The 26807-nt window shown below is 72.4% G+C and carries 20 protein-coding genes; 5 read left to right on the top strand and 15 right to left on the bottom strand.

Features of this window, described 5'->3' with window-relative positions; translation table 11 throughout:
• Window positions 1-3 precede the first annotated feature (3 nt).
• Window positions 4-840, bottom strand: a complete 837-nt coding sequence (locus KVF89_RS19555; protein ID WP_257427886.1) for a 2-keto-4-pentenoate hydratase — start codon at window positions 838-840, stop codon at window positions 4-6.
• Window positions 841-909: 69 nt separating this feature from the next.
• Here KVF89_RS19555 and KVF89_RS19550 point away from each other — a divergent pair, with 69 nt between their 5' ends.
• Window positions 910-1674 (top strand): IclR family transcriptional regulator, encoded by a 765-nt coding sequence (locus tag KVF89_RS19550; RefSeq protein WP_257427885.1) that lies wholly within the window; start codon window positions 910-912, stop codon window positions 1672-1674.
• A gap of 7 nt (window positions 1675-1681) precedes the next feature.
• Here the strand turns inward: KVF89_RS19550 and KVF89_RS19545 are convergent, their stop codons facing one another.
• The 5 genes from KVF89_RS19545 to KVF89_RS19525 all read right to left on the bottom strand — a co-directional run bounded on the left by KVF89_RS19545 (window position 1682) and on the right by KVF89_RS19525 (window position 8379).
• Complete coding sequence (locus KVF89_RS19545; protein WP_257427883.1) at window positions 1682-3757, bottom strand: CocE/NonD family hydrolase; 2076 nt, start codon at window positions 3755-3757, stop codon at window positions 1682-1684.
• Window positions 3758-3873: 116 nt separating this feature from the next.
• Window positions 3874-5037 carry a hypothetical protein gene (locus KVF89_RS19540; RefSeq protein ID WP_257427876.1) on the bottom strand — a complete coding sequence of 388 codons (1164 nt, stop codon included), beginning with the start codon at window positions 5035-5037 and terminating at the stop codon, window positions 3874-3876.
• 129 nt (window positions 5038-5166) lie between these two features.
• Window positions 5167-6003: a DUF4097 family beta strand repeat-containing protein gene (locus KVF89_RS19535; protein ID WP_257427875.1), complete on the bottom strand. Its 837-nt coding sequence runs from the start codon at window positions 6001-6003 to the stop codon at window positions 5167-5169.
• 47 nt (window positions 6004-6050) lie between these two features.
• Complete coding sequence (locus tag KVF89_RS19530; RefSeq protein ID WP_257427873.1) at window positions 6051-6596, bottom strand: toxin-antitoxin system HicB family antitoxin; 546 nt, start codon at window positions 6594-6596, stop codon at window positions 6051-6053.
• A gap of 136 nt (window positions 6597-6732) precedes the next feature.
• On the bottom strand, window positions 6733-8379 hold the full coding sequence (locus KVF89_RS19525) for an AMP-binding protein (protein WP_257427872.1): 1647 nt from the start codon (window positions 8377-8379) through the stop codon (window positions 6733-6735).
• Window positions 8380-8516: 137 nt separating this feature from the next.
• Here KVF89_RS19525 and KVF89_RS19520 point away from each other — a divergent pair, with 137 nt between their 5' ends.
• Window positions 8517-9494, top strand: coding sequence for a hypothetical protein (locus tag KVF89_RS19520; RefSeq protein WP_257427871.1), 978 nt, complete (start codon window positions 8517-8519; stop codon window positions 9492-9494).
• A gap of 70 nt (window positions 9495-9564) precedes the next feature.
• Here the strand turns inward: KVF89_RS19520 and KVF89_RS19515 are convergent, their stop codons facing one another.
• Together KVF89_RS19515 and KVF89_RS19510 are read right to left on the bottom strand one after the other, a co-directional pair.
• Entirely contained in the window at window positions 9565-12852 is a 3288-nt protein-coding gene (locus KVF89_RS19515; protein ID WP_257429155.1) for a (Fe-S)-binding protein, read from the bottom strand.
• A 179-nt stretch (window positions 12853-13031) separates the two neighbouring features.
• Window positions 13032-15644: a hypothetical protein gene (locus tag KVF89_RS19510; RefSeq protein WP_257427870.1), complete on the bottom strand. Its 2613-nt coding sequence runs from the start codon at window positions 15642-15644 to the stop codon at window positions 13032-13034.
• 125 nt (window positions 15645-15769) lie between these two features.
• On the opposite strand from KVF89_RS19510, the gene KVF89_RS19505 reads away from it, so the two are divergent.
• Window positions 15770-17266 (top strand): M1 family metallopeptidase, encoded by a 1497-nt coding sequence (locus KVF89_RS19505; RefSeq protein ID WP_257427868.1) that lies wholly within the window; start codon window positions 15770-15772, stop codon window positions 17264-17266.
• Between the two features lie 27 nt (window positions 17267-17293).
• Here KVF89_RS19505 and KVF89_RS19500 read toward each other — a convergent pair whose 3' ends face one another.
• The 4 genes from KVF89_RS19500 to KVF89_RS19485 are packed head-to-tail and all read right to left on the bottom strand — an operon-like array spanning window position 17294 to window position 21000.
• Window positions 17294-18283 carry an ABC transporter substrate-binding protein gene (locus KVF89_RS19500; RefSeq protein WP_257427866.1) on the bottom strand — a complete coding sequence of 330 codons (990 nt, stop codon included), beginning with the start codon at window positions 18281-18283 and terminating at the stop codon, window positions 17294-17296.
• Window positions 18284-18329: 46 nt separating this feature from the next.
• Complete coding sequence (locus KVF89_RS19495) at window positions 18330-19049, bottom strand: ABC transporter ATP-binding protein (RefSeq protein ID WP_257427865.1); 720 nt, start codon at window positions 19047-19049, stop codon at window positions 18330-18332.
• On the bottom strand, window positions 19046-19900 hold the full coding sequence (locus KVF89_RS19490) for an ABC transporter permease (protein ID WP_257427864.1): 855 nt from the start codon (window positions 19898-19900) through the stop codon (window positions 19046-19048). Before KVF89_RS19490 ends, KVF89_RS19495 begins: the two co-directional genes overlap by 4 nt.
• Window positions 19897-21000 carry an LLM class flavin-dependent oxidoreductase gene (locus tag KVF89_RS19485; RefSeq protein ID WP_257427862.1) on the bottom strand — a complete coding sequence of 368 codons (1104 nt, stop codon included), beginning with the start codon at window positions 20998-21000 and terminating at the stop codon, window positions 19897-19899. The genes KVF89_RS19490 and KVF89_RS19485 overlap by 4 nt, the downstream gene beginning before the upstream one ends.
• A 159-nt stretch (window positions 21001-21159) precedes the next feature.
• Here KVF89_RS19485 and KVF89_RS19480 point away from each other — a divergent pair, with 159 nt between their 5' ends.
• On the top strand, window positions 21160-22077 hold the full coding sequence (locus tag KVF89_RS19480; protein WP_257427860.1) for a LysR family transcriptional regulator: 918 nt from the start codon (window positions 21160-21162) through the stop codon (window positions 22075-22077).
• Window positions 22078-22113: 36 nt separating this feature from the next.
• Here KVF89_RS19480 and KVF89_RS19475 read toward each other — a convergent pair whose 3' ends face one another.
• Window positions 22114-23199 carry a serine/threonine-protein kinase gene (locus KVF89_RS19475; RefSeq protein ID WP_257427858.1) on the bottom strand — a complete coding sequence of 362 codons (1086 nt, stop codon included), beginning with the start codon at window positions 23197-23199 and terminating at the stop codon, window positions 22114-22116.
• Window positions 23200-23326: 127 nt separating this feature from the next.
• Here KVF89_RS19475 and KVF89_RS19470 point away from each other — a divergent pair, with 127 nt between their 5' ends.
• Entirely contained in the window at window positions 23327-24181 is an 855-nt protein-coding gene (locus KVF89_RS19470; RefSeq protein ID WP_257427852.1) for a DUF1707 domain-containing protein, read from the top strand.
• A 295-nt stretch (window positions 24182-24476) separates the two neighbouring features.
• Here KVF89_RS19470 and KVF89_RS19465 read toward each other — a convergent pair whose 3' ends face one another.
• On the bottom strand, window positions 24477-25817 hold the full coding sequence (locus KVF89_RS19465; protein ID WP_257427850.1) for a dihydrolipoamide acetyltransferase family protein: 1341 nt from the start codon (window positions 25815-25817) through the stop codon (window positions 24477-24479).
• An 11-nt stretch (window positions 25818-25828) separates the two neighbouring features.
• The gene (locus KVF89_RS19460) at window positions 25829-26806 is read right to left on the bottom strand and encodes an alpha-ketoacid dehydrogenase subunit beta (RefSeq protein ID WP_257427848.1); all 978 of its coding nucleotides are present in this window, start codon (window positions 26804-26806) and stop codon (window positions 25829-25831) included.
• Window position 26807: the final 1 nt, after the last annotated feature.

Raw genomic sequence — 26807 nt, 5'->3', positions numbered from 1 at the left:
TCATCACTCCTTCTCGCTGAAGCTGAGGGCGACGGAGCCGAGTCCGTCGATGGTGAGCGCCACGTCGGCGCCGGGCGCGGCCGGGCGCATCGGGCCGAGGGCGCCGGAGAGCACGACCTGGCCGGAGCGCAGCGGGTCGCCGAGGTCGCGCGCCTGGCGGGCCAGCCACTGCAGCGCGACGAGCGGGTCCCCGAGCGAGGCGGCTCCGGTGCCGACCGAGTCGTCCTGGCCGGTGACGGTCATCGTCATGGCGGCGTCCTTGGGGACGAAGCCGTCGGCGAGGGTACGACGCTCGGTGCCGAGCACGTAGCCGCCGGCCGAGGCGTTGTCGGCGACGGTGTCGGCGAAGCTGATGTCCCAGTCGGCGATCCGGCTGTCGCAGACCTCGATCGCGGCGACGGCGTACTCGACGGCGGCGGCGACCTGCTCGAGGTCGAGATCGCCGTCCGCGAGGTCGGCGCCGAGCACGAAGGCGATCTCGCCCTCGACCTTCGGCTGCAGCAGGCCGCTGATGTCGACCGGCGCGGAGGCGTCGTACTCCATGTCGTCGAAGAGCACGCCGAGGTCCGGGGTGTCGACGCCCAGCTGCTGCTGGACGGCGTCCGAGGTCGCGCCGATCTTGCGGCCGACGACGACGGCACCGGCGTCGAGGCGGTGCGCGTTGAGCCGCTGCTGAACGGCATAGGCGAGGTTGATGTCGCGGTCGCCGATCAGGTCGCGGATCGGGGCACAGGGCCGGTTCTCGACCAGCGCGGTGTGCAGGCGCTCGGCCGCGGCACCGACGGCAGCGGCAGCGGAGTCGGCAACGCCGGTGTCAGCAGGGTCGAGGGTGTCGGTCATGGTGCCTACTCTCGGGCCATCGGAGACCGGCGGCCACTCGAGCGTTCCACTCACCGGTACGCTGTGGGGGTGACCGACGAGCAGGGCCTGGACACCGTTCTCGGCAAGGCCGTCGCCCTCCTGCGCGCCTTCGGGACCGACGACCGGCTGCTGCCCCTCGCCGAGCTGGTCCGCCGGACCGGCCTGCCCAAGGGCACCGTGCACCGGATCGCGGGCGACCTGGTCCACCACCGCCTGCTGGAGAAGACCGACCACGGCTACCGCCTGGCCGGCGGGCTGTTCGAGCTCGGCATGCGCGCGGCCACCGAGCGGACCCTGCTCGAGGTGGCGATGCCCTTCCTGCAGGACCTCTACGAGCGCACCCACGAGACGGTCCACCTCGGCGTCCGGGACGGCACCGAGGTCGTCTACGTCGCCAAGATCGGCGGGCACCGCCAGGCCCGCAGCCCGTCGCGGACCGGCGGGCGGATGCCGATGCACTGCACCGCCCTCGGCAAGGTCCTCCTCGCGCACGCCGACCCGGCGATCCGCGCCGCCGTGCTGTCCGGCCCGCTCCCCCGGCGTACGCCGCACACCATCGTCGCGCCCGGCCTGCTCGAGCAGCAGCTGGACCGGGCGCTCGAGAACGGACTCGCCTTCGAGCGCGAGGAGTCGACGCCGGGACTGCTCTGCGTCGCCGCGCCCGTGCTCCAGCCCGACGGGGCGACCGCGGTCGCGGCGGTCAGCGTCACGGGGCCGATCGGGCGGTTCCGGCCCGAGGCCCACCAGAACGCCGTCCGCGCGGCGGCGACGGCGCTCGCGAGCACCCTCGCCCGCCGGCCCGGCGGGCTGTAGCCGGACCTCAGCGCACCGCCATGGTCAACGCTGACGGGTACTGCGGACCGGCGTGGACCGTGACCGGCACCAGCTGGGTCACCAGGTCGGTGACCGGCGAGAGCAGGTGCGGGACGTCGAAGGCCTGCACCGCGATCCGCAGCCGGTGGCCCTTCGCGATCACGGCGCCGGTCGGGAAGATCTCGACGTCGACGGGCGCGATCTCCCCGCGGGGCAGCCGGGCCTTCGCCTCCCGCGTGAACGGGTGGTAGGCCTGCAGCAGCTGACCGTCGAGGTAGCGCGAGCGCCCCTCGTCGAGCCGGCGGTGCGCGATCGTCTGCCAGCCGCCGCTGATCCGGGAGACCGTCCCGTCGGGCGCGACGTCCTCGACCGCCACCGACAGCATCCCGTCACCGCTGGGGGTCGAGACGTGGAGCCGGGCGTTGAGCGGCCCCTGGAATCGCACGTCGGCGTCCAGCGGCGCCGTGTCGAAGGTGACGCCGCCGAGGTCGTTGAGGCGGTTGTCCTTGAAGCACGGCAGGTCGCTGAGCAGCGCGCCGGGAAGCCCCGCCGTCCACTGGTTGGCCGAGCGGGTGCACAGTCCCGTGACCGGGACGGGCGGTACGACGGCGGTGCCGGCGCTCGGCGTACCGGTGGTCAGGGAGCCCGCCCTGCCGCCGACCGAGGCATCGCCGGAGAGCTGGTAGGTGCGCGCCGAGAGGTCGCTGTCGATCCACTTCGACGCCCGGACCCACGCGCCGGAGCCCTGCTCGTAGTAGGTGAGCGGCGCGATCTCGTCGAGCCGGCCGTCGATGCCGCCGAGGTAGTGGTCGAACCAGCGCAGCTGCAGCTCGGCGAGCGAGCCGTAGCCGGCCCTGCCCACCTCGGCCCCGGCCGAGCCCTGCAGGTGGTCCCAGGGCCCGAGGATCAGCTTCGTCGGGACGCCGCGCTGCTGGAGCCGCTCGAAGACGAGCGGCGTGCCGCGCTGGAAGAGGTCGAACTCGCCGCCGACGAGGAAGGTCGGGACGGTGACGTTGTCGAGGACGTCGATGGGCGAGCGCTCCCGGTAGAACGGGCCGTCGTAGGCCGGGTCGCCGCCGAGGAGCGCCTGCGTGGCGAGCGGCAGGGTGAAGGTGAGCCCGCCCATCAGGTGGTCGAGCACCGTCTTCAGCCCGGCCTGCGGCTCCTGGGCGCCGTACGCCGGCGGGAGCACGCCGGTCGCGGTGACCAGGCCGAGCCACAGCGGGATGAAGCCGACGTCGATCTGGCCCCCGGAGGCGACGACGTCGCGGTAGACGTCGGCGGCCGGGACCTGGGGGAAGATCGCCTTCAGGCCCTTCGGCTGCTGGGCCGCCGCGAAGAGCTGGGAGATGCCCATGTACGACGCGCCGGTCATGCCGACCTCGCCGTTGCTCCAGGACTGGGCGGCCGCCCACTCGACGACCGCACCGGCGTCCTGGCCCTCGCGGGCGCTGAACGCCGCCCACTGGCCCTGCGAGGAGCCGGTGCCGCGGGCATCGACGGTGAGCTGCGCGTAGCCGCGCTTGACGAGATACGCCGGGTCGGCGCCCGCGAGGACGGCACCCGCGCCGGCCGAGAGGACGGACTTGTTGTAGGCGGTGATCGTGACGATCACGGGGAGCGGCGTGGCCACCGGCTTGCCGTCGGCGCCGGCCGGACGCTGGAGGTCGCCGCGGAGGACGACGCCGTCGTCCATCACGATGGGGATGTCACGGGTGGCGACCGTGCGGCTGTAGTCGGCCGGGCGCGGGGTCCACGGCGCGGCCGTCGTCGGCGCGGGCGCGGCCCCGCCGGGCACGCTCCCGGGGGCGACCGCGGTCGGCAGCGGCGCCGCCGCTCCCTTCTTCTTGCCACACAGCTTGTGCTGCTGGTGCTTCTTGGCCTTCTTGGCCTTCTTGCACTTCTTCGGCTTCTCGGCGACGGGCGCGGCCGCCTCAGCCCGCTCGGCCGACGCGGCGAGCTGTGCGGCGGTGGCGGCCGTCGTACCGGCCGCGTCGCCGGCGAGCGGCAGCACCAGGGCGGCGACGAGGCCGGTGCTGAGCAGGGCGGCCACCAGACGGCGGCGCAGGGCGTGGTCGTTCATCCGGAGGTCCCTCCCATGGTCTACCCACGGGTAACGACGGGACCGTGGCGTGGGTCACGCCACGCGATGGGCCACTCGGCGCGCGGACGGGCTGTCGCGCGCACGGTCGGGCGGCCTCAGAAGGCGAAGCGTGCGTAGCCGCGGCGCGCGGCCCCCGCGACCCGGGTGAAGTCGCCGCCGACCGACAGCGCGTCGACGGTGCCGGGCACCGGCGCGGTGCGGGTCAGGCCGAAGGCCCAGACGCCGTAGGAGCCGTTGGCACCGGGGTCCCACGCGGTCGGCGTGCCGTCGGCGGCCAGGAACGAGCCGATGTGCAGACGGTTGAGCTTCGACTCGGGGAAGCCGGAGAAGTGGCCGCCGACGTACACCTCGTCGGCCGTCGCCAGGATCGCCTGGACGTCGCCCGAGGTCCGTACCCGGTAGAGCGGCAGGCTGCTGACCGCCGGGTCGTAGGCCCAGGTGCGGTTGTTGGTCGTGCCGAAGTAGAGCCGCCCGGTCGGCGCGACGTCGAGCGAGATCGCGACACCGCCCTCGGTCGGCGCGAACGCCGTGGTCGCGCCGGCGGGGGTCAGCTCGGCAGCGCCGGCACGCGGCTGCCCACCCATCGTGGAGAAGGAGCCTCCGGCGTAGAGCCGGGAGCCGTCGTCGGTGGTCCCGAGCGCACGCACCGTGTTGTTGGGCTGCGGCGCGAAGGCGGGGTCGACCGCGCCTGTCGTCTGGTCGAGCGCCGCGAGCCGGGCGATCGCCCGTCCGCCGACCCGGCTGAAGCTGCCGCCGACGTACAGGCGACCGGTCCCGTCGGCGGCGAGGGCGCGAACGGTGTTGTTCGAGGTGGTTGTCGTCCATCCGGCGACGAGCGCCCCGGTGTCCGCGGTGACCGCGGCGAGGCGACGCGGCTGCCCGTTGATCGTGGCGAACCCGCCCCCGACGTACACCTTGCTGCCGTCCGCCGAGGCGGCCAGGGCGTAGACGATGCCGTCGGTCGTCGGTGCCCACGACGGGTCCAGCGAGCCGTCCGCCCGGACCGCGGCCAGGTTGGCCCGCGGTACGCCGTTGACCGCGGTGAAGGCGCCGCCGAGGTAGGTCGTGTCGCCGATCTGCGCGATCGCGTAGACCACGCCGACCACGGTGCACCGCGCGGCCGCGTCGTCGTACACCACGCAGTCGACCTTGGCCGTCGGGGTGGTCGTCGACGACGGACTCGCCTGGGCGACGGCCGCGAGCGCCGTCGTCACCAGGACCACCACCGCGATGCCCATGACACGCGAACGTCGGCTCATGAACCCCTCCCCCGGGTCTGTCGGCTGCCGGCACAGCCGCTGTCGCGACGCTAGGACCAGGAGGCCCGGTGCGGCGTCACCGCAATTGGGGTAGTTCGGGGGCGGGCCGCGGAGGACGATCCGGCCGCGTCAGGCGGGGACGAGCGAGATGTCCCCGGAGACGGTGGTGGCGCGCAGCTCGACGTGGTCGGTCCCGGGCTCGGGCTGCCCGACCGGCGGCAGGGTCGAGCTGACCCGGCCGGTCACCGTCGTGACGTCGGTCCACACCGGGGTCCCCGCGGGGACGCCGACGTGCACCCGCGTGGAGGCCCCCTTGACCTGGATCCGGCCGCGGCGCGCCGTACGGACGACGACGTCGCCGGAGCCGGTCTTGCTCGTGACATCGGCACGGCTCTCGCCGACCTCGAGGTCGCCGGAGCCGGTCTTGACGACGACGGTGCCGAGCGCCTGCCCCAGGCACACGTCGCCCGAGCCGGTGGACACGGTCGCGGCCCGGACGATCCGGCCGAGGTCGACCGCGCCGGAGCCGGTGCGGACCCGGATGTCGCCGTCCACCTCGGCGACGGTGACGTCCCCGGATCCGGTGTCGACGACGACGGTCGTGGCCTGGTCGAGGGTGACGGCACCCGAGCCGCTCTTGACCCGTGCGGTCATCAGCCGGCCGCCGGCGGTGACGACGGCGCTCCCGCTGCGGGCGTCCAGGTCGCTGTCGATCGGTACGACGACCTCGATGTGCAGCTCGTCGCCGCCGCCGAAGATGCCCCCGCGGGGCTTGGGTGCGCGGACGTCGACCCGGCGGCCGTCCTGGGTCACGCGCACCTCGTCGGCCCGGGCGCCGGTGAGGGTGATGTCGGTGGTCTCCTGCTCGGCGGCCCGGACGCTGATGCGGCCGCGACCGTTCTCGACGTGCAGCTTCACGGGGCCGGGCGTCTCGAGCACCTGGCGACGGGGTTCATGGGTGGTCATGGTTGTCCTCCTGGGGCGATCTGGGTGGGGCTGCGGCGGTGGCGCGGTCAGAGCCAGCCGGTCATCCGCCGGTTGGCGCCCGGCTTCGACCCGAACGGGAAGTCGCCGCCGAACGGCAGGCTGGAGAGGTCGACGTCGACCTGGATCGCGCCCTCACTGGTCGCCGCGCGGATCAGGGTGACCAGCCAGGTGTTGAGCGACTGCCCGGCCTGCGCGGCCGCGTCGTCGGCCCGGGCCTTGAGCGACTCGGGCAGGCGCAGGCTGACCCTGGCCTGGCTCTCGTCCTCGACCGGCACCTCGGCCGGAGCCGGCCCGGTCACCTGGTGCGGCAGCGCCTCCGGCGTACCGGGCGTGACGACGAAGTCGAGGTCGCGGCCGTCGAGCCGGACGTCGACGCCACCGGACGACATCGTGGCCGTGATCTCGGCCGCTGCCTGGCTGACGGCCTCCATCACCGCGAGCCGCACGGCCGGGTCCAGCGCGTATCCCAGTCGCTCCGCGACCTCCCGCGCCTGCGGACCGGCACTGTCGGCGGCGGCCAAGAGGTCACGACGGAGGCTGTCGACGTACGGCGTGATGTCCATGTGCGTCATCGTGACATCACTATGACGTCATTTCAAGTCATCCTGATGTCACCCTCCCCGACCCGGCGCAGATGAAGGCAGAAAACGCACCGACCCGGCGCAGATTGAACTCGGAGGAATTCAATCTGCGCCGGGTCGGCGGTGATCAGAGTTCAAACTGCGCCGGGCCGGGGAGTCCGAGGAGCTCGGTCGACCTCTCGCGCATCTCCACCTTGCGGATCTTGCCGGTCACGGTCATCGGGAAGTCGTCGACCAGGAGGACGTAGCGCGGGATCTTGTAGTGGGCGAGCTTGCCGGTCGCGAACGCGCGCACCGCTTCGGTGTCGAGGGGCTCGGCCCCGGCGCGGAGGCGGATCCAGGCGCACAGCTCCTCGCCGTACTTCTCGTCGGGGACACCGACGACCTGGACGTCCTCGACGTCGGGGTGGGTGTAGAGGAACTCCTCGATCTCGCGCGGATAGATGTTCTCGCCGCCGCGGATCACCATGTCCTTGATCCGGCCGACGATGTTGGCGTAGCCGTCCTCGCGCATGACGGCGAGGTCGCCGGTGTGCATCCAGCCGTCGGCGTCGATCGCCTCGGCGGTCTTGTCCGGGTCGTTCCAGTAGCCGAGCATCACGGAGTACCCGCGGGTGCAGAACTCGCCCGGCTCACCGCGCGGCACCGTCTCCCCCGTGACCGGGTCGACGATCCGGATCTCGACGTGGGGAGCGGCCCGGCCGATGGTGGAGGTGCGACGGTCCAGGTCGTCGTCCGCCCGGGTCTGGCAGCTCACGGGACTGGTCTCGGTCATGCCGTAGGCGATCGACACCTCGCTCAGGTGCATGTCGTTGATGCAGCGCTTCATCACCTCGACCGGGCAGATCGAGCCGGCCATGATGCCGGTGCGCAGGCTGGAGAGGTCGTAGTCGGCGAAGTCCGGAGCGTTCTGCATCGCGATGAACATCGTCGGGACGCCGTAGACCGCGGTGCACCTCTCGTCCTGGACCGCCCGCAGGGTCAGCGCCGGGTCGAAGCCGGGAGCCGGGATCACCATGGTCGCGCCGTGGGTCACGCAGCCGAGGTTGGCCATCACCATGCCGAAGCAGTGATAGAAGGGCACTGGGATGCAGAGCCGGTCCTGCTCGCCGAAGCCGATCAGCTCGGTCACGAAGTAGCCGTTGTTGAGGATGTTGCGGTGGCTGAGCGTCGCGCCCTTCGGGAACCCGGTGGTGCCGCTCGTGTACTGGATGTTGATCGCGTCGTCCGGAGTCAGCTCACGCTGGCGCGTGGTGAGCGCGTCGGCGGGCAGGCTCGTGCCGGCGTCCACCAGACGCCGCCAGTCGTCGCTGTCGACGTACAGGGTCTGCTCGAGGTCGGGCACCTCGCCCGCCGCGACCACCTCCTCGACCATGCCGCGGTAGTCGCTGGTCTTGAAGCTGGTCGCCGCCAGCAGCAGGCGCAGGCCGGACTGGTTGACGGCGTAGGCGAACTCGTGGGTGCGGTACGACGGGTTGACGTTGACCAGGATCGCGCCGGCCTTGGCGGCCGCGAACTGGATGATCGTCCACTCCGCGCAGTTGGGCGCCCACATGCCGACCCGGTCGCCCTTCGCGATGCCGAGGCCGATCAGGCCGCGGGCCGCCTCGTCGACCGCGTGGTCGAACTCGCGCCAGGTCCACCGGCGCCCACTCGCGACCTCGACCAGCGCCTCACGATCGGGCCACTGCGCGACCGTGCGCTCGAGGTTGGCGCCGATGGTCTCGTCCAGCAGGGGCGTGGTGGTCTCGCCGGCGGCGTACGACTCCGTCATACCCCCATGGTGACGCCCCGGTGACCGCCATCACACCCCTCGAAAGTGGGTGCGCCGGCGACGATGTCGCGGCTCGTCCGTCCACAGGCCCGGGAAGCGCTGGTGCGGCAGCGGGCAGAGCGGGAATCCACACCAGCATGTCCTCGCCGGATCCGGGCCTGCCCGCACCATTGCACACGCTGCTCGAGCTCCAGGCCGGTGTCGTCTCCCGGCGACAGGTGCTCCACAGCGGCCTGACTCGCCACGACATCGACCGGCTGCTCCGTCGGCGCGTGTGGACGGTGGTCCATCCTTGCGTGTACGTCGACCACACGGGGCCACTCAGCTGGCAGCAACGCGCCTGGTCCGCCGTACTGGCCTGCTGGCCGGCGGCGTTGGAGGGCCGGTCCGCGATCCGGGCGCACGAGGGCCCGGGCCGACGTGGCGCGGAAGACCGGTCGATCGAGGTCATCGTGGCCCGCGAGCGAAGGATCCGGCCGCCGTCCGGGGTGACGGTGCACCGCTCGGCGCAGTTCGACTCCGCGGTCCAGTGGAACCTGTCCCCGCCGCGCCTGCGGTACGACGACGCGGTGCTCCGGGTCGCTGACGGGACTCCCCGCGAGCTCGATGCGATCGCCACGCTCGCCGATGCCTGCGGCGCCCGGCGTACGACGGCCACCCGCCTGCGCGAACATCTGGACCAGTTGCCGCGGCTCCACCGTCGCGCGTGGCTCGCCCGCGTCCTCGATGACGTGTCCCAGGGGACCTGCTCCGTGCTGGAGCACGGCTTCCTCACCCTGGTCGAGCGGCCGCACGGGCTACCGCGAGGCGAACGCCAGGTCGCGGCGACCGGGCTCGACCATCGGCCGATGCTCCGCGACGTCGTGTATCGCGGCCAAGGCCCCGCCTGGGCACAGATCGTCGAGCTCGACGGGCGACTCGGCCATGACGGCACGAGAGCCCGGGACAGGGATCTCGAACGCGACCTCGACGCCGCTCTCGGCCGGGAGCACACGGTGCGCCTCGGCTACGGCCAGGTCTTCGAACGCGGCTGCACGACCGCGGCCAAGCTGGCCGGCCTCCTGCAGGTCCGTGGTTGGCGAGGTGTGGCACACCCCTGTCCGCACTGTGCGTGACCGCCCGGAACGGGGAAGTGTGGAGCGTCGTGCGCACGATCGCGGCACCACGCTCCACACTTCCACGACCTCAGAGGTCGAAGAGGGACTCCGCGGCGTTGATGTCGACGTCCGTGCGCGGCCGGTGGGCCTCGCCGGAGTACGACGCCGGCGGGGTCGGCGCGGCGGCGACCTCCGGCTCCGGCTCGGGCTCGGGCTCCGGCTCCGGCTCGGGCTCCGGCTCCGGCTCGGGCTCGGCGGCGACCTCCGGCTCCGGCTCGGGGATCGGCTCGGGGATCGGCGCGGGTGCGACCTCGGGCTCCGCCGGGACGGCAGGTGCCGGGGCCGCGGGCGCAGCCGGGGCCGCGGGGGCCGCGATGTCGAACAGCGAGCCCATCGCGTTGATGTCGACATCGGTCGCCGGTGCGCTGGCGCCGGAGGCGGTCGGGGTCGGGGTCGGGGCGGGCGCCTCCTCGACGGTGGCGGCCTCCTCGGCGCGCGCCTCGGCCTCGACCGGTCCGGTCTCGACCGGCCCGGGTGCGGGCGCCGTGGTGGCCGCGGAGTCCGCCGGCGTTGCCGCGGGCTCGGGTGCCGCGATGTCGAAGAGCGAACCGCCGGCGTTGAGGTCGACGTCGGGGGTCTCCGGCGCCGCGGCGGCGACACCGCCCTCCACCTCGGCCTCGACGACCTGTTCCTCGAGCGGCTTCGGGGCCGGGGCCTTGGCGGCGGCCGGCTCCTCGACCGGGGTGGCGATGTCGAACAGCGAGCCACCGCCCGCGGGGGCGGCCGGCTTCTCCTCGGCCGGAGCCGTCGGAGCCGTCGGAGCGGCGGGCGTTGCCGGGGCAGCCGACGCAGGCGTGTCGAACAACGAGCCGGCGTCGTCGAAGAGCGAGCCGCCACCGGCCGGGGCCGGCTTCTCCTCGGCGGGGGCCGGCTTCTCCTCTGCCGGAGCAGCGGGAGCAGCAGCAGCCGGGGTGTCGAACATCGAGCCCGGGTCGTCGAACATCGACGAGCCACCCGACGCCTTGGCCGCCGGGCCCACGTCCTCGGTCGCGACCACGGTGTCCTCGGTGATCGTGACGTCGCCGGCCTCAGGTTCAGCCTTCGTCTCGACCGACCCAGCGGCGGCGGCAGGAGCCGCGGCAGCAGGAGCAGCGGCGGCCTTGGGCAGCAGCGGCGTGCCCTGACCGGGGAGCAGCTTGGTCGCCTGCTCGCCCTTGACGGAGGCCAGCAGCATCTGCGCGACGTCGAGTACCTCGACCTCCTCGCGGGCGTCGCCGTCGGCCTGCATCTTGGTGAGGCCGTCGGAGAGCATGACGCGGCAGAAGGGGCAGCCGACGGCCACCTGGTCGGCCCCGGTGCCGACGGCCTCGGCGGTGCGGTTCAGGTTGATCCGCTCACCGACGGTCTCCTCCATCCACATGCGGGCACCACCGGCGCCACAGCAGAAGGACCGCTCCGTCGAGCGCTCCATCTCGGCGAGCTCGGCGCCGGGAAGGATCTGCAGGAGGTCGCGGGGGGGCGTGTAGACCTGGTTGTGACGACCGAGGAAGCACGGGTCGTGGTAGGTGATCTTCCGCTCGTGGGCGCCGGCACCCTGCGCCACCGGCGTCAGCCTGCCCTCGCGCACGAGCCGGTTGAGCAGCTGGGTGTGGTGGATGACCTCGAGCTCGAGACCGAGCTGGCGGTACTCGTTCTTGAGGGTGTTCATGCAGTGCGGGCAGGTCGAGACGACCTGCTTGGCCTTCGCGTCGGTGAGCGTCTCGATGTTCTGCTGGGCCAGGCCCTGGAAGACGAACTCGTTGCCGGCCCGGCGCGCGGAGTCGCCGGTGCAGGTCTCGCCGTTGCCGAGGACGCCGAAGGAGACGCCCGCGAGGTCGAGGAGCTCGGCCACGGCCCTGGTGGTCTTCTTGGCCCGGTCCTCGTAGGCACCGGCGCAGCCGACCCAGAACAGCCAGTCGACGGACTCGAGGTCCTCGATCTGGTCGCCGACGACCTTGACGTCGAAGGGCAGGTCCTTGGCCCAGTCGAGGCGGGCCGTGGGCGACATGTTCCACGGGTTGCCCTTGTTCTCCAGGCCCTTGAAGAGGCCGTTGAGCTCGGAGGGGAAGTTCGACTCGACGAGCACCTGGTAGCGGCGCATGTCGATGAAGTGGTCGACGTGCTCGATGTCGACCGGGCACTGCTGGACGCAGGCACCGCAGTTGGTGCAGTCCCAGAGCGCGTTCGCGTCGACGACGAAGTCGCCGCCCTCGGGCATGTAGAAGTAGTCGTCGACGCCGTCGGACTGCTCGTGGTCGGTCCTGCCGACGAGGGCACGCGGCTCGGCGCCGCCGGCGACGGCGTACGCCTCCTCACGCATCGCCATCATCATCAACTTGGGCGACAGCGGCTTCTCGGTGTTCCACGCGGGGCACTGCGACTGGCAGCGACCGCACTCGGTGCAGGTCGTGAAGTCGAGGATGTCCTTCCAGGAGAAGTCCCAGATGGAGCCGGCGCCGAGGACGGCGTCCTCGTCGAGGTCGTCGACGTCGTCGAGGGTGATCGGCTTGCCGGCCGAGGTGAGCGGCTTGACCGCGCCGAGCGCCGTACGACCGCTGTCCTCGCGCTTGAACCAGATGTTGAACCAGGCGGTGAAGCGGTGCCAGGCCACACCCATGGTGAGGTTGGTGGAGATGACCATCAGCCAGGCCATCGCGGAGACGATCTTGACCATCGCGATGAAGAAGATGATGTTCTCGAGCGTCCCGATGGAGTCGTGGCCGGTCGGGAACAGGTTGCCGAAGAACTGCGAGACGGGGAAGTGGAAGCCGTCGGCGTGCTCGGCGGCCTCGCCACCGTGGGCCTTCGCGAGGTTGTACTCGGCGCCGCGGATGAACAGGATCGCCGAGCTCTCGAGGAGGACCATCGCCTCGACGAAGTAGGCCTGCCACATGGTGGATCCGTAGAACCGGCTCTTGCGGCCGAGCTGGGACGGCTTGTGGGTGAGCCGGTAGGCGATCAGCGGGATGATCGCGATCGTGCCGAGCAGGCCGAGCAGCTCGGCGACCCACTCGTAGACCCACCACTTGCCGAGCACCGGGATGGTCCACTCCGGGTCGAACAGCTGCGGGAACGCCGCGGCGACGGCGGTGGAGAGCGCGATGAAGGCGGCGAAGGCGAACCAGTGCAGGATGCCGACCCAGGTCCACTGCAGCATGCGCGTGTGGCCGAAGGTCTCCTTGACCATCGTCAGCGTGCGGCCGACGGGGTTGCCGGTGCGACCGGGCGCCGGCTGGCCACGCTTGATCACGCCGAGCATCGAGCGCACGGCACGCGCGGTCAGGGCGACCGCGACGACCGACACGGCCAGGGAGACGACGATCGCGACGATCTGCATGGTGTCCAACAGCTCCTCATCCGGCCACGGTGTCAAGGGGCGCGCACAGGAGTGCGCCCGACGAGCCTAGTGCCGCCGGAGGGAACCGATCGCGATAGGCAAGCCTTACCCATCTGCGCGGGCGCAGCGGGCACCGGGATGCTACCGAGAGGTAGCTTCGCGGCGCCGTGACCAGCGCCTCACCGCCGGAACTTGACCTTCTTCACCGTGCCGTGAGGCGTGAACCTCACCACGACGGTCACCTTCGCGATCCGCTTCGCCTTCTTCGCCTTCTTGCCGTGCTTCGCCTTCTTGGCCTTGGCGCAGAAGGTGTACTTCTTCCCGAGGCGCAGGTAGGGCTGACCGACCTTCGCGATCACCTCGGCGGTCGTCAGGTGCTTGCGGACCATCCGCTTGCCGAGCTTCTTCGCCTTGGCCAGCGACATCCGCAGGGCCGGGTTGCGGCAGGAGTCCGGGCGGACGCCGTACGCGCGCTCCCACATCTGCAGGTACGCCTCGGCGCCGCGCGCCATGTCGTCGACGATCTTGGCGCCGTCGCCTCGCTGCTGCGCCTCCGCGACCTGGCGCAGGTCCTCGACCCAGTCGGGGTAGAGGCCGTACTGCGCGACACCGTCGGTGTTGATGTCCCAGACCCGCTGCCCGGCCCGCTGCTTGTCGACGCTCACGCCGCCGAGACCGGTGAACGGATAGCGCACCGGGTTGGGTACGCCGGCGCCCCGGGGGTTTCCCTGCGCGCCGAGCCCGTTGATGTCGGCGCCGAACCCGAAGCCGAAGTAGTACCGGGAGTCGGCCCAGCCGAGGTGGCGGCGCCACTTCTCGACGAAGCCCGTCGAGTCGCCGGCGTACGGGGTGATGAAGCCACCCGCCTGGTAGATCCGCGGGTAGGTGTCGGGCGTCGACCAGGAGTGGCTGGAGATGACGCCGGCGTACCCGAGGTCCTCGATGACGTCCATCGAGGCCGCGCGCGCCTTGACGGAGAGGTGGTCGGGGTCGAAGACCATCCGGCGCTTCGCGAGGCCCTCGATGGTGTGGACGCCGAGTTCGGTCAGGCCCCGCTTGTTGCAGTGCGCGGGCTGCGGGTAGAGCGGCAGCGCCGGGAGGATGCCGAGCACCTTCCCGAGCGCCCCGAACAGCGCGTCCTGCTGCCCGGCGCTGATGTCGGGGAGCGTGATCTGCGCGTTGTCGGCCGACTCCCCGTCGATCGGGTCGCAGTGCTCCATCGCCCAGAAGGTGCCGGTCTCGAGGAAGTTCGCGGCGTTGACCAGCGGTCCGATCGCGCCGGCGTCGCCGGCGACGCCGGCCAGGGCGTTGTCGAACTTGTTGACCAGCTCCATCTGGCGCACGCCGAGGGCCTGCATCTCGTCGAGGTTGGCGTCGATCTCCTCGGTGCTGCAGGCCGGGAAGTCGCGGCCGAGGACGGTCTTGTAGGTGCAGCCGAAGGGGATCGAGGTCTCGATGCCCATGACGACGGCCATCTTGCCGGCGTTGATCACCCGGCGTGCCTCGAACGGGTCCTTGACGATCCGGTAGAAGCCCTTGCCCGGACCGCCGAACTGGGCGTCGATGTAGTCCTGCATCGTGTACATGTCCTTGGCCTGCAGCCGGATCGAGGTCATGTCGTCGCAGGAGTTCCGCTTGAGCGGGTAGAGCTGGCAGAGCTTGTTGTTCTCGACGAGCAGGTTGACGAAGAGCCGCTGGCCGCCGCGCCAGGACCGCTCCAGCCACCGGTAGTAGGTGCCCTCGTGGGTCAGCGACTCCGGGGCCGGCCAGTCCTTGAACGTCGGCCAACCGACCGGGTCGTGCGACGGCTTCCCGGACAGCACCGACTCGAGCAGTGCGCCCTTGCCGCCGGTGAGCTTGTGGTCGGCGCAGTCCTCCAGGGCGTACGGCGCGCCGTACTCGTGCCACGGGCGGCCGCAGTGCACCTTGCCGCCGAGGAACTCGAAGGCCATGCCGTGGGTGTGGGCGTCGACGAAGCCGCGCACCTCCTGGTGCGGCGTCGCGCCGCCGAAGGGCTCGCCGGTGACGTTCACGTCGGCCTCGGGGTACTCCGGGCAGCCGCTGACGAGCCGGAGCTGGAAGGCGGTCCCGGTCGCGCCCGTCGTGAGGGTGCGTCCCTGCGCGACCAGGGCTCCGGCGCCGTCGATCTGGAAGACGAAGGCGCCGGGTCCGCCGCTGACCGTCCAGTCCGCTGCCGGGCTCGGCTTCGCGGCGATCGCGACCGACCCGTTCCCGTTGCGGGTCAGCTCGCCCTCCGCCGTGTGCAGCAGGTAGCCGCCGAGCCGGGTGGCCTTGAAGTAGTAGGGACCGAACGTGCCCCCGCCACCGCTCAGCGCATAGCAGCCTCCGGCCATCGCGAACCGGTCTGCGGGCGCGGGCGCGCGGGGCGGATAGGCCGCGGTCGGGACGAGCTTCGGGTCCGGCAGCGCCCGCTCGGTGTCGACGTACGACGCCGCCGCCCTGCGCCCCACCGCCGAGGTCGGGTCGACCACCTCGGTCAGGTCGTCGCCGACGGCCAGGCCGCGGGCGACGTCGTTCTTGGTCGCGGGGTCGTTGTGGTCGTGCGGCGCGAGCAGGGCGTCGTCATGGGGTACGCCGAGCTCGGACTTGCGCTGCTCGGCGGCCGCGGCGAGCGACGTCGTCCCGTCGTTCGCGCCCGACCCCGCGTCGGATCCCGCGCCTGGTCCCGCGGCTGGCACGGCCAGGGCGACCCCGACCACCGACAGGGCGACCAGCACCGCCAGCCCGACCCGCCGCCACCCCTGCGTGGGCTCCACCTGTGCTTCGACCACCACTTCACCTCCCCGTTCCGGGCGCACCACAGTGACCCCGATCACTTCTCCAACGACTGCGGTCGACCGGGGTGACGGACAAAGGTGAATGGCTGTCAGATTCTCGGGGGCGTCATGATGCCTCCATGAGACGTGGCGCGGGCCTCGGCGGCCTCCTCGGGCGCGGCGCCCTAGGGCGCGGCACCCTGGCGGCGATCACCGGCTGCCTGCTGCTCACCGCCTGCGGTGGCGTGTCGGGCAGGCCCGCCGGGCCGGGGTCGGCCGCCCCGACCAGCTCGCCCAGCAACAGCGCACCCGCCGGTGAGCTCGCGATCGCGCGCAACGAGACCCGCGGCGACTCGGTCTACCCCGAGATCGGCGACCCGCTCGTCGATGCGCTGCACTACGACCTCGACCTGACCTGGTCGCCCGACGACGACCGGCTCACCGCCACGCAGAGGCTGACCTTCCGGGCGACCGGCGACGCGGAGGAGATCCCGCTCGACTTCAACGAGCAGCTCCCGATCAGCAGCGCCACCCTCGACGGCACGCCGGTCGGCGTGACTGTCGAGGGCAACGACCTCACGGTCGCGCATCCGGTCGCGACCGACGAGCAGTACGAGCTGGTCCTGGAGTACGCCGGCACCCCCGCACCCGCACCGGCGCCGAGCGCCCGCGCCGACTTCGCCCAGGGCGTGGGCTGGAGCATCACCGCCGAGCACGAGACGTGGACGCTGCAGGAGCCCTACGGCGCCTTCACCTGGTACGCCGCCAACGACCACCCGTCCGACAAGGCGCTCTACGACTTCACCCTGACCGTCCCGGCACCCTGGTCCGGCGTCGCCAACGGCGTCCTCACCTCCTCGACCACCGAGGGCGGGCAGAGCGTGAACACCTGGCACCTCGCGGAGCCGGCGTCGGCGTACCTCGTGACCGTGGCGTTCGGCGACTTCCAGCACACCGAGCTGGAGTCGGCGAGCGGGGTGCCGATCCAGGTGTGGACCGACGCCGACGGCGAGGCCCTGCCCGGCGGAACCGCCTCGACCCCGGACGCGATCGACTGGCTCGAGCGGATCCTGGGCCCCTATCCGTTCGACAGCTTCGGCGTGCTCGTCGTCGACAACGACAGCGGCATGGAGACGCAGACCATGGTGACGCTGGGCGACTCCCCCTACAGCCTCTCGGCGGCGGTGATCGTGCACGAGGCCGCGCACCACTGGTACGGCAACACCGTCACGCCCGCGGACTGGTCCGACGTGTGGATGAACGAGGGCATGGCGATGTACCTCCAGGGCATGTGGGAGGCCGAGCAGGAGGGCATCCCGGTCGCGCGCAAGATGGACGAGTGGGCGGCCTTCGAGCCCGACCTGCGGGCGGCGGCCGGGCCGCCCGGCGCCTTCGACCCGACCCAGTTCGGCGACGGCAACATCTACTACGGCCCGGCCCTGATGTGGCAGGAGCTGCGGGAGCGGATCGGCGAGCGGAGGTTCTTCGAGGTGCTCCGGGAGTGGCCGGCCGGGCAGGCCAACGACACCGCCGACCGCGCGGAGTACCTCGACTGGATCGAGGAGACCACCGGCGAGGAGCTGTCGTCGTTCTTCGACGACTGGCTGCTCGACCGGACCACGCCGGCGCGGGACTGAGCCTCGAGGTCCCGGAGGGTCCCGGCCTCAGTCGATGAGGCCGGGCTCCACGATCGAGGCGAAGTCGATCCGCTTGGGCAGCTCGCCCGCCTCGAAGAAGGCGTCGGCCAGGGCCTGCTCGGCGGCCACCGTCTCGGGGGTGACCGGACCGAAGTCGGCGGCCTTGTTCCTCGCCACCACCCGGGTGATCTCCGGCGCCAGGCCGGACTCGGCCGCCCAGCCGTCGCCCCAGGCGTCGGCGTTGTCGACCGCCCAGACCCAGGCCTCTTGGAGGAGCTTGACGAAGTGCTCGATGTTGTCCCGCGTCTCCGGCTCCTCGAGCGACACGGAGGAGGCGATCTCGAACTGGACGCCCTGCTCGTCGGGCGCGCCGCCGGTGATCTCGACGGCGTCGTTCTGCTCGATCGCCTGGGTCACGAACGGGTCCCAGACCACCCAGGCGTCCACCTCGCCGGAGGTGAACGCTGCCAGGCCGTCGGCCGGGGCGAGGTAGTTCGCCTCGATGTCCGCGAGGGTGAGGCCGCTGCGCTCGAGCGCCTGCAGGAGCAGTCCGTGCGCGGAGGTTCCCTTGCCGACGGCGACCTTCTTGCCCTTCAGGTCCGCGACCTCCGCGATGTCGGACCCGGCGGGCACGAGGATGGAGTTCTCCTTCTCGTCGCGCTCCTGCACCTGGGCCACGATCTTGAAGCTCGCGTCGGCGGCGGCACCGAAGATCGGCGGCGCCGATCCCACCCACGCGACGTCGATCTGGTCGGCGGAGGCGGCCTCCACGATCGGCGGCCCCGCGGTGAACTCGGCCCACTCGATCTCGTACGGCAGGTCGTCGAGCAGGCCCGCCTCCTGGAGTACGGCGCGGACGCCGTCCTTCTGGACGCCGACCCGCAGCACGGGCTTGTCACCGGCGGCGGCGTCGTCGGATCCGCAGGCGCTGAGGCCGGCGACGGCAGCGACGGCGGCGATCGCGGCGACGGTGCCGGCGAGGGCGCGGCGCAGGCGGGTTCGGTCGGTGTGCAGCATGAATCTCTGTCCTTCTCGGGATGGGTGTGCAGACGCACGGGGACGGTCAGGCAGGGACCGAGGCTCCCTGGTCCACGCCGAGCAGCCGCAGCAGGGCGGAGCGGCGACGGACGATCTCGGGGTGGTCGCGGCGGCGGGGCCGCGGCAGGTCGATGCGCTCGTCGTGGACCAGGCCGCCGGTGTCCATCACCAGCACCCGGTCGGCGAGGAGCAGCGCCTCCTCGACGTCGTGGGTGACCATGAGGACGGCGGGCTGGTGGGTCTCGACCAGGCTCTGGACGAGCTCCTGCGCGGAGATCCGGGTGAGCGCGTCGAGCGCGCTGAACGGCTCGTCGAGGAGCAGCAGGTCGGGCTCGCGGACGAGTGCCCGGGCGAGGGCGACGCGCTGCCGCTGGCCACCGGACAGCTGGCGCGGCCAGGCTCGCTCCCGGCCGGTGAGGCCGACCTCGGCCAGCACCCGCTCGGCGCGCTCGCGAGCGTCCGGGCCACGGAGTCCGAGAGCGACGTTGTCGAGCACCCGGCGCCACGGGAAGAGCCGGGGATCCTGGAAGACGACCGCCGGCTCCCGTCCCCCCAGCACCTCGCCCTCGGCGCCGCCGTCGAGACCGGCCAGGATCCGCAGCAGGGTGGACTTGCCGCAGCCGGACCGGCCGAGCAGCGCGACGAACTCGCCGGTGCGGATCTCGAGGTCGATGCCGTCGAGGACGACGTGGTCCCCGAAGGCGCGACGTACGCCGCGCGCGGCCGCGACGATCGGGCTACTCATCGCTGCACCCCCTCGTCGCGCCAGCGCACGGCCGCCCGTTCGAGGACCCGGACCACGGCGTCGGTGAGAAGGCCGAGGACGGCGTAGCAGAGCAGGGCGACCACGATGATGTCGGTGCGGAGGAAGTCGCGGGCGTTGTTGATGAGGTAGCCGAGACCGGCGCCGGCGTTGACCTGCTCGGCGACGACCAGCGCGACCAGTGCGGCACCCAGCGACTGCCGGAGCCCCACGAGCGCACCGGGGAGGACCGCGGGTACGTAGAGATGGCGCAGCCGCTCCCAGCGGTTCAGCCGCAGCGACGCGGCGACCTCCTGCAGATCGCGGTCGACCCCGCGCAGGGCGGCCACCAGGTTCAGGTAGAGCGGCACCAGCGCGAACAGCGCGACCAGGTAGATCTTCGGCTCCTCCTTGATGCCGAACCAGATGATGAACAGCGGCACCAGCCCGAAGAGGGGCAGCACGCGCAGCATCTGGACGTAGGGGTCGACGAGAGCGTCGCCGAGCCGGCTGAGCCCCGCGACGGCGCCGAGGACGACGGCGAGGCCGCCACCGAGCAGGAAGCCGAGTGCTGCGCGGCGCAGGGACACCAGGATCGCGTCCGGCAGCTCGCCGCTCTCCCACAGGAAGCGCGCGGTGTCGACGACGGTGGCCGGAGGTGGGAAGGTGCGCTCGGCCAGTAGGCCGGTCGAGGAGGCGAGCTGCCACAGGCCGACCAGGATGAACGGGCTCAGCAGCCGCAGCAGCCGGTAGGGCAGCTCGATCCTCCGCCGGCGGGGACGCGGCCGGCCGGGCGCGGCCGGCGTACCGGCTGCGGCGGAGACCAGCTCACGGGGAGCGGTGTCGACGCTCATGCCGCCACCGGGCGCTTCCACAGGCCCCGCCCCTCCAGGACGGGCAGCACGCCCTCCCCGAACCAGTAGGCGCCCTCGAGATGGGGGTACGCGGAGAGGACGAGCTGGTCGATGCCCACGGCGTGGTACTCCTCGATCAGGTTCGCGACGTCCTCGTGGCTGCCGACCAGCGCCGTTCCGGCGCCGCCGCGGACCAGCCCGATCCCCGCCCACAGGCCGGGGTGGATCTCCAGGTCGTCGCGGGTGCCGCCACTGAGGTCGAGCATCCGCCGTTGACCGACGGACTCGCTGCGGGCCAGCCCGGCGCGCGCCTCGGCGATGCTGGCGTCGTCGATGCCGGACAGCAGTCGGTCGGCCTCGGCCCATGCCTCCTCGGAGGTGTCGCGGTTGATGACGTGGACCCGGAGGCCGAAGCTCAGCTCACGGCCCTGCTTCGCGGCGAGCTCGCGGATCCAGCGGACCTTCTCGCCGACGGCGGCCGGCGGCTCCCCCCAGGTGAGATAGACGTCGGCGTGGCGCGCGGCGACCTGTCCGGCAGCCGGCGAGGAACCACCGAACTGGATCTCGGGACGGCGGTGCGGGACCTGGTGGAGCCGCGCACCCTCGACCCGGATGTGCTCGCCGGCGAAGTCGACGGTCTCGCCGTCCCAGAGCCGTCGCACGACGGTCAGGAACTCGTCACAGCGGGCATAGCGTGCCTCCTTGTCGAGGAAGTCGCCGAACGCGCGCTGCTCCGCGCTCTCGCCGCCCGTGACGACGTTGAGCAGCAGGCGCCCCCGGGAGAGGTTCTGGAAGCTCGTCGCCATCTGCGCCGCCAGCGTCGGCGACATCAGGCCCGGACGGAGCGCGACGAGGAAGCCGAGGCTGTCGGAGACCTGCGAGAGCATCGCCGTGGTCACCCAGGCGTCCTCGCACCACGCGCCCGTGGGCACCAGCGCGGCCTCGAAGCCGAGTTGCTCGGCGCTGCGGGCGATCTGGCCGAGGTAGGGCACGGTCACCGGACGACCGGCCGGGCCGGCGTCGACGCCGTGGCCGCCGCCGACGACCTGGCGACCGTCTCCGCCGTTGGTCGGCAGGAACCAGTTGAACTTCAGGGACATCGAACTCCTCGCTCACCAAGTGATTAATTCAATCGAACTACTAGTATTAGATCGATGCAAGGGGTTCCCGCCGGTTCCGCCATGGGTTCTCACGGTGGGGCGATAGGGCTTCACGATCGCTTGCAGCCGAGGAACAGGCCGTCCAGGAGGAGTCCCGCCATGCGCATCGAGCAGCTCGAGTACATCGATGCGATCACACGGCACGGATCGCTACGGCGCGCGAGCGAGCACCTGCACATCTCGCAGCCCGCGCTCTCCGAGTCGATCATGCGCCTCGAACGCGAGCTGGGCGTCACCCTCCTCGACCGTCATCGCTCCGGCGCGCGGATCAGCAGGCGGGGCCGTGACCTGCTCCCCCACATCGTCGACGCGGTCGACGCGGTCCGGCGGATCCGCGCGGCCGCCCGCGAGCAGACGGCCGCCTCCCGGGTGGTCCACGTCGGGACCGTGCAGGCCGCCAGCTCCACGCTCCTGATCCCCGCCGTCCGGCGGTTCCGCGCGGCCAGCCCCGAGGTCACCGTCGAGCTGCGCAACATGCAGCAGTCCGAGATCTTCGCCGAGATCGCCGCCGGCTCCCTCGACCTGGGCCTGGTCAACATGCTCGAGGGGGACGACGTCCCGCCCGACGTCGCCCGCGCCGACCTCATCCACGGCCGGCCGGTCGCGGTGCTCACGCCCGACCACCCGCTGGCGGCCCGGGAGACGCTCACCGCGGACGACCTGCGCTCCGAGCCGTTCGTCGAGATGCGACCGGGCTACCTCATGAACCGCTTCGCGCACCGTTGGTTCGGGACGGCCATGCCGGAGGTCTGCTACACCGCCGACGGCGCCGAGCTGGGCAAGGCGCTGGTCGCCCAGGGCATCGGCTTCACCCTGCTGCCCGACTTCACCGTGATGGGCCACCCCCTCGAGCAGAGCGGGATGATCACCTACCGCGCGATCGACGGTGAGCCGCCGACCGTGACCCTGGTGGCCTGCACGCGCCGCGGGGTCCCCCAGCCCGAGGTCGTCCGCGGGCTCCACGCCGCACTGGTGCGCCGGGCCCGGGACTACACGCGGTATCCCGCACCGGCGTGAGACCGCCCTTCCCGAGACTCTCGACAGGAGGGCTGCTCAGCGCGGGCCGGAGGCAGCGGGCCACAGACAGCCCGCGGCGGCGGCCAGGACGGTGTCGACGGGGAGGTCCTGGAGACGGCGGGGGCCGTGGGCGACGACGAGGGTGCGCGCGGTGCAGGCCGCCGTCGTGGGATCGAGGGCGGCGTCACGCTGGAGGGCGCGCGCGAGAGTGGCCACGGCATCCGGCTCGCCCGTGACCCGCGGGTCGTCGCGCGCGACGAGGATGGCCGCGCCGGCGACGGCGGCGACGACCGCCGTCGCAGCCGCCACGATCCGGCCGATCCGGCCGATCCGGCCGATCCGACCGATCCGACCGATCCGACCGATCCGCCCGATCCGCCCGGTCCGGCCGATCCGGCCGATCCGACGGGCCGGCGGAGCAGGTGCCGCGACGCTCGCCCGCAGGTCGTCACGCAGTGCGACGGCGGAGGGATAGCCGGCCACCGCGTCGCGCAGGACCCGCGCGACCGGCCCCGGGAGGCATGGCACCGACCCGCCGTCGTACGGCGCCCGGCCGGTCAGGCACGCACCCAGCAGCCGCCCCAGCGCCTGCAGGTCGCCCAGGATCCCGCGCTCGGGGTCGGCGTCCGCGGGGCCGGCGATCCCGAAGTCGGCGAGATAGGCCACGGTGTGGGTGCCGCGGCGCCGCAGCAGGACGTTGGCCGGCTTGATGTCGCGGTGCACGAGGCCCACCCGGTGCGCCTCGGCGAGTCCGTCGGCGACCTGCGCGACCAGGTCCGCGGCCTCGGTCGGCGACAGCGGACCGTGGGCGCGCAGCGCGGCGCCGAGGTCGCCGTCGGGCACCAGCTGGCTGGCGAGGTAGAGCCGGCCGTCGATCTCTCCGTGCGCGAAGACCGGCACGACATGCGGCGAGTCCAAGGAGGCCTGGGCTCGTGCCTCGCGCACGAACCGCGCCCGGAAGTCCGGGTCGTCCGCGAGCTCCGGGACGATCAGCTTGAGCGCGACGTGCCTGTCGAGCACGGTGTCGAGGGCGTCGTACACGGTGCCCATGCCGCCCTGGCCCAGGCGCCGCACGACCCGGTAGGGACCGAGCACGTCGGGCGGATCGGGCGGCGGCGACATCCCGCCGTTCTACCCGCTGGCCGCGGGGCTGGCGAACAGTTGTCCCCAGCCTGTGGACGATCTGGGCCATGAACTCCCGGCCCTGACGAGCAGAGAGGGGCGGCCGTCCGCCCGGTAGCGTCGAGCCATGCACGAGCACGACAGGTGGGCGAGCGAGGCCGATCGAATGGCTGCCTTGAGCCTCCTGGAGTCGGCGTACGGCGAGGGCCGACTCTCCCGCGCCGAGTGGGAGAGGCGAGGCGAGCTCGCCCTGCGCGCGGAGACCAGGGACGAGCTCGCCAGCCTCACCCAGGACCTCCGGAGTGGGCCCACCGCGGGCGGGCTCCTGACGAGGTCGCGCCTCGCCGTCGCCGGGGCGGTGATCGCGCTGGTGGTCGCCGGAGGAGCGGCATACACGGCGCTCCAGGACGACGGGCCCGAGCCGGCCAGCGCCACCAGCCTGACCGAGCCGGCACCCGCCGCCGAGCCGGCCGACGTGCCCCGCGCGCTCGAGCCGGAGCCGCCGGCCGACGAAGGCCAACCGGTCGACGAGCCTGCCTACGCCTTCACGCCGGACGGCGTGCGCAGCTTCGCCACCCTCTACCAGGAGGAGTTCGGCAAACAGCCTCGCGCGCTGGCCTTCGGCTTCACCGACCACCAGGTCGTGATCTATCGACCCTCCCGAGCGCACGGCAAGATCCACCGCTGGTTCCTGCAGGACGGCATCTTCCTCGACGACGGCGCACGGACGCCGAGCGCACCACTCGAGCCCGGCCTGATCTCGCTGGCCGAGGTCGACATCGACGCGATGTTCCGGCACGTGGACACCGCACAGCGCTCGGCCACCGGTCCGGTCGACGTCCTCGGCGTGACCATCCTGCGCACCGACGGCCGGGCCGCGGTGGTGGTCTCCGCGGGCAACCGCTCGAGCGGCAGCTGCTACCGGATCACGACGACCCTCGCCGGGAAGCTGCTCACGCAGGGCGAGGAGCCCTGCGCCTGAGCATCGGACACCTCCGAGGTGTCCGGCCCGGCGCCGCGCCGACGTGTGGCCGCCACGCCAACCCGATCACCTACCCAAGGCGACCGCGCTCGCGCCCCTCCTCCTCTCCAGGCCACGGCGCGAACGGCGGGCGAGGAGGCGCAGGGAGCGAGGCACGAGCGACCGAAGCCGACGAGAGCGACGCTTCACGCCGCGCCGACGTGTGGCCGCCACGCCAACCCGACCGCCTACCCGAGCCGACCGCGAGCGCGGCAGCGCGGCGCGAGGCACGAGCGACGCGCTCGCGCCATCCAGCTCAGAACAGCAGTGCGGTCGCGGGGTCGTTGACCAGGTCGGCGACGTCGGCGAGGAACTGCGAGCCGGTGGCGCCGTCGATGTGGCGGTGGTCGAAGGACAGCGACAGCGTCATCACCTGGCGCGGGACCACCTGGTCGCCGACGACCCACGGCTGCGGCTTGATGGCGCCGAGGCAGAGGATCGCGGACTCGCCGGGGTTGATGATCGGCGTGCCGCCGTCGACGCCGAACACGCCGACGTTGGTGATCGTGAAGGACCCGCCGGCGAGCTCGGCCGGCTGGGTACGGCCCTCGCGGGCGGTCGCGGTGAGCGCCTCCAGCGCCCGGGCGAGCTCGACGAGCGACAGCGCATGGGCGTCCTTCACGTTGGGGACGACCAGCCCGCGCGGGGTGGCGGCGGCGATGCCGAGGTTGACGTAGTTCTTGACCACGACCTCCTGGGCGGCCTGGTCCCACGTCGAGTTCAGCAGGGGGGCGCGCCGCAGGGCGAGCAGGCAGGCCCGCGCCACCACGAGCAGCGGGCTGACCTTCACTCCGGCGAACTCGCGGCGCTCCTTGAGGCGGGCGACGAGCTCCACGGTGGCCGTGGCGTCGATGGTCACCCACTCGGTCACGTGCGGGGCGGTGAAGGCGGAGGAGACCATGGCGGCGGCCATGTTCTTGCGCACCCCCTTGATCGGCTCGCGGGTCTCGCGGCCGGCCGGGTCGGCGGCGACCGGGGCGACCGGGGCGACCGGCCCGGTGGGCGCGATGGGCGCGGCACCACCGGCCGCGGCGAGCACGTCCTCCTTGCTGACGGTGCCCTTCGGGCCGGTCGGCACCAGCGCCGTCAGGTCGACCCCGAGGTCGCGGGCCAGACGCCGCACCAGCGGCTTGGCGAGGGTCCGGGCCGGGCGGTCGGGATCGGGAGCGACCGGCCCGGGGACCACGACGGCGGCGAGCTCGTCGGGCGCGGCCTTGCGCGCGCGGCGCTTGAGCGCCCGCTGCTTGGGCCCGTAGCCGACGAGCGTGACATTGCCCTCCGGCGGGATGTTCGTGTCGATCACCTCGGTCGCCGGCGGGCCCGCCGGAGCGGCGGGAGTGGCAGGTACCGGGGCGGCGCCCGGCTCGCCGATCCGGATGATCGGCGTGCCGACCTCGACGGTGTCCCCCTCGGCGGCGAGCAGCGCCAGCACCTGACCGGCGTACGGCGAGGGCAGCTCGACGACGGACTTGGCGGTCTCGATCTCGACCACGACGTCGTTGACCGCGACGACGTCGCCCTCCTTGACCCGCCAGGCCACGATCTCGGCCTCGGTGAGGCCCTCGCCGACGTCGGGAAGCTTGAACTCGTTCGTCATCTGCAGACTCCTCAGAACCCGAAGGTCCGGTCGACGGCGTCGAGGATCCGGTCGAGGTCGGGCAGGAAGGCCTCCTCGATCCGGGCGGGCGGGTACGGCGTGTCGAAGCCGCCGACCCGCAGGACCGGGGCCTCGAGCGAGTGGAAGCACGTCTCGGTGACCCGGGCGGCGATCTCGGCGCCGACGCCGAGCGTCACGTGGGCCTCGTGGACCACGACCAGGCGACCGGTACGACGGACCGACTCGATGACGGGAACGAGGTCGAGCGGCGAGAGGGTGCGCAGGTCGATGACCTCCAGGGAGCGGCCCTCCTCGGCGGCGACCGTCGCGGCGTCGAGGCAGGTCGAGACGGTCGGGCCGTAGGCGACGAGCGTCGCGTCCGAGCCCGGGCGGACCACCCGCGACTGCCACAGCGGAGCGGCGGGAGCCGACTCGTCGACCTCGGCCTTCGTGGAGTGGTAGAGCCGCTTGGGCTCGAGGAAGACGACCGGGTCGTCGGCGTGGACGGCCTGCTGGATCATCGCGTAGGCGTCGGCCGGGTGGGAGCAGGCGACGACCTTGAGCCCGGGCGTGTGCACGAACTGCGCCTCGGGCGACTCGCTGTGGTGCTCGACGGCGCCGATGCCGCCGCCGAACGGGATCCGGATGACCATCGGGATCCGCACCTTGCCCCGGCTGCGGTAGTGGATCTTGGCGACCTGGCACACGATCTGGTCGTAGGCCGGATAGACGAAGCCGTCGAACTGGATCTCGACGACGGGCCGGTAGCCGCGCATCGCGAGGCCGACGGCGGTGCCGACGATGCCGGACTCGGCCAGCGGGGTGTCGATCACCCGGGCGTCGCCGAAGTCCTTCTGCAGGCCGTCGGTGATCCGGAAGACGCCGCCGAGCGCGCCGACGTCCTCCCCCATGATGACGACCTTGTCGTCGTCCTCCATCGCCTTGCGCAGGCCGGCGTTGAGCGCCTTGGCGAGGGTCATCGTGGCCATC

The organism is Nocardioides carbamazepini, from assembly GCF_024614185.1.
GTDB lineage: Bacteria > Actinomycetota > Actinomycetes > Propionibacteriales > Nocardioidaceae > Nocardioides > Nocardioides carbamazepini.
The sequence above is the reverse complement of the archived record's forward strand: the minus strand, read 5'-3'. Positions and strand labels throughout refer to the sequence as shown.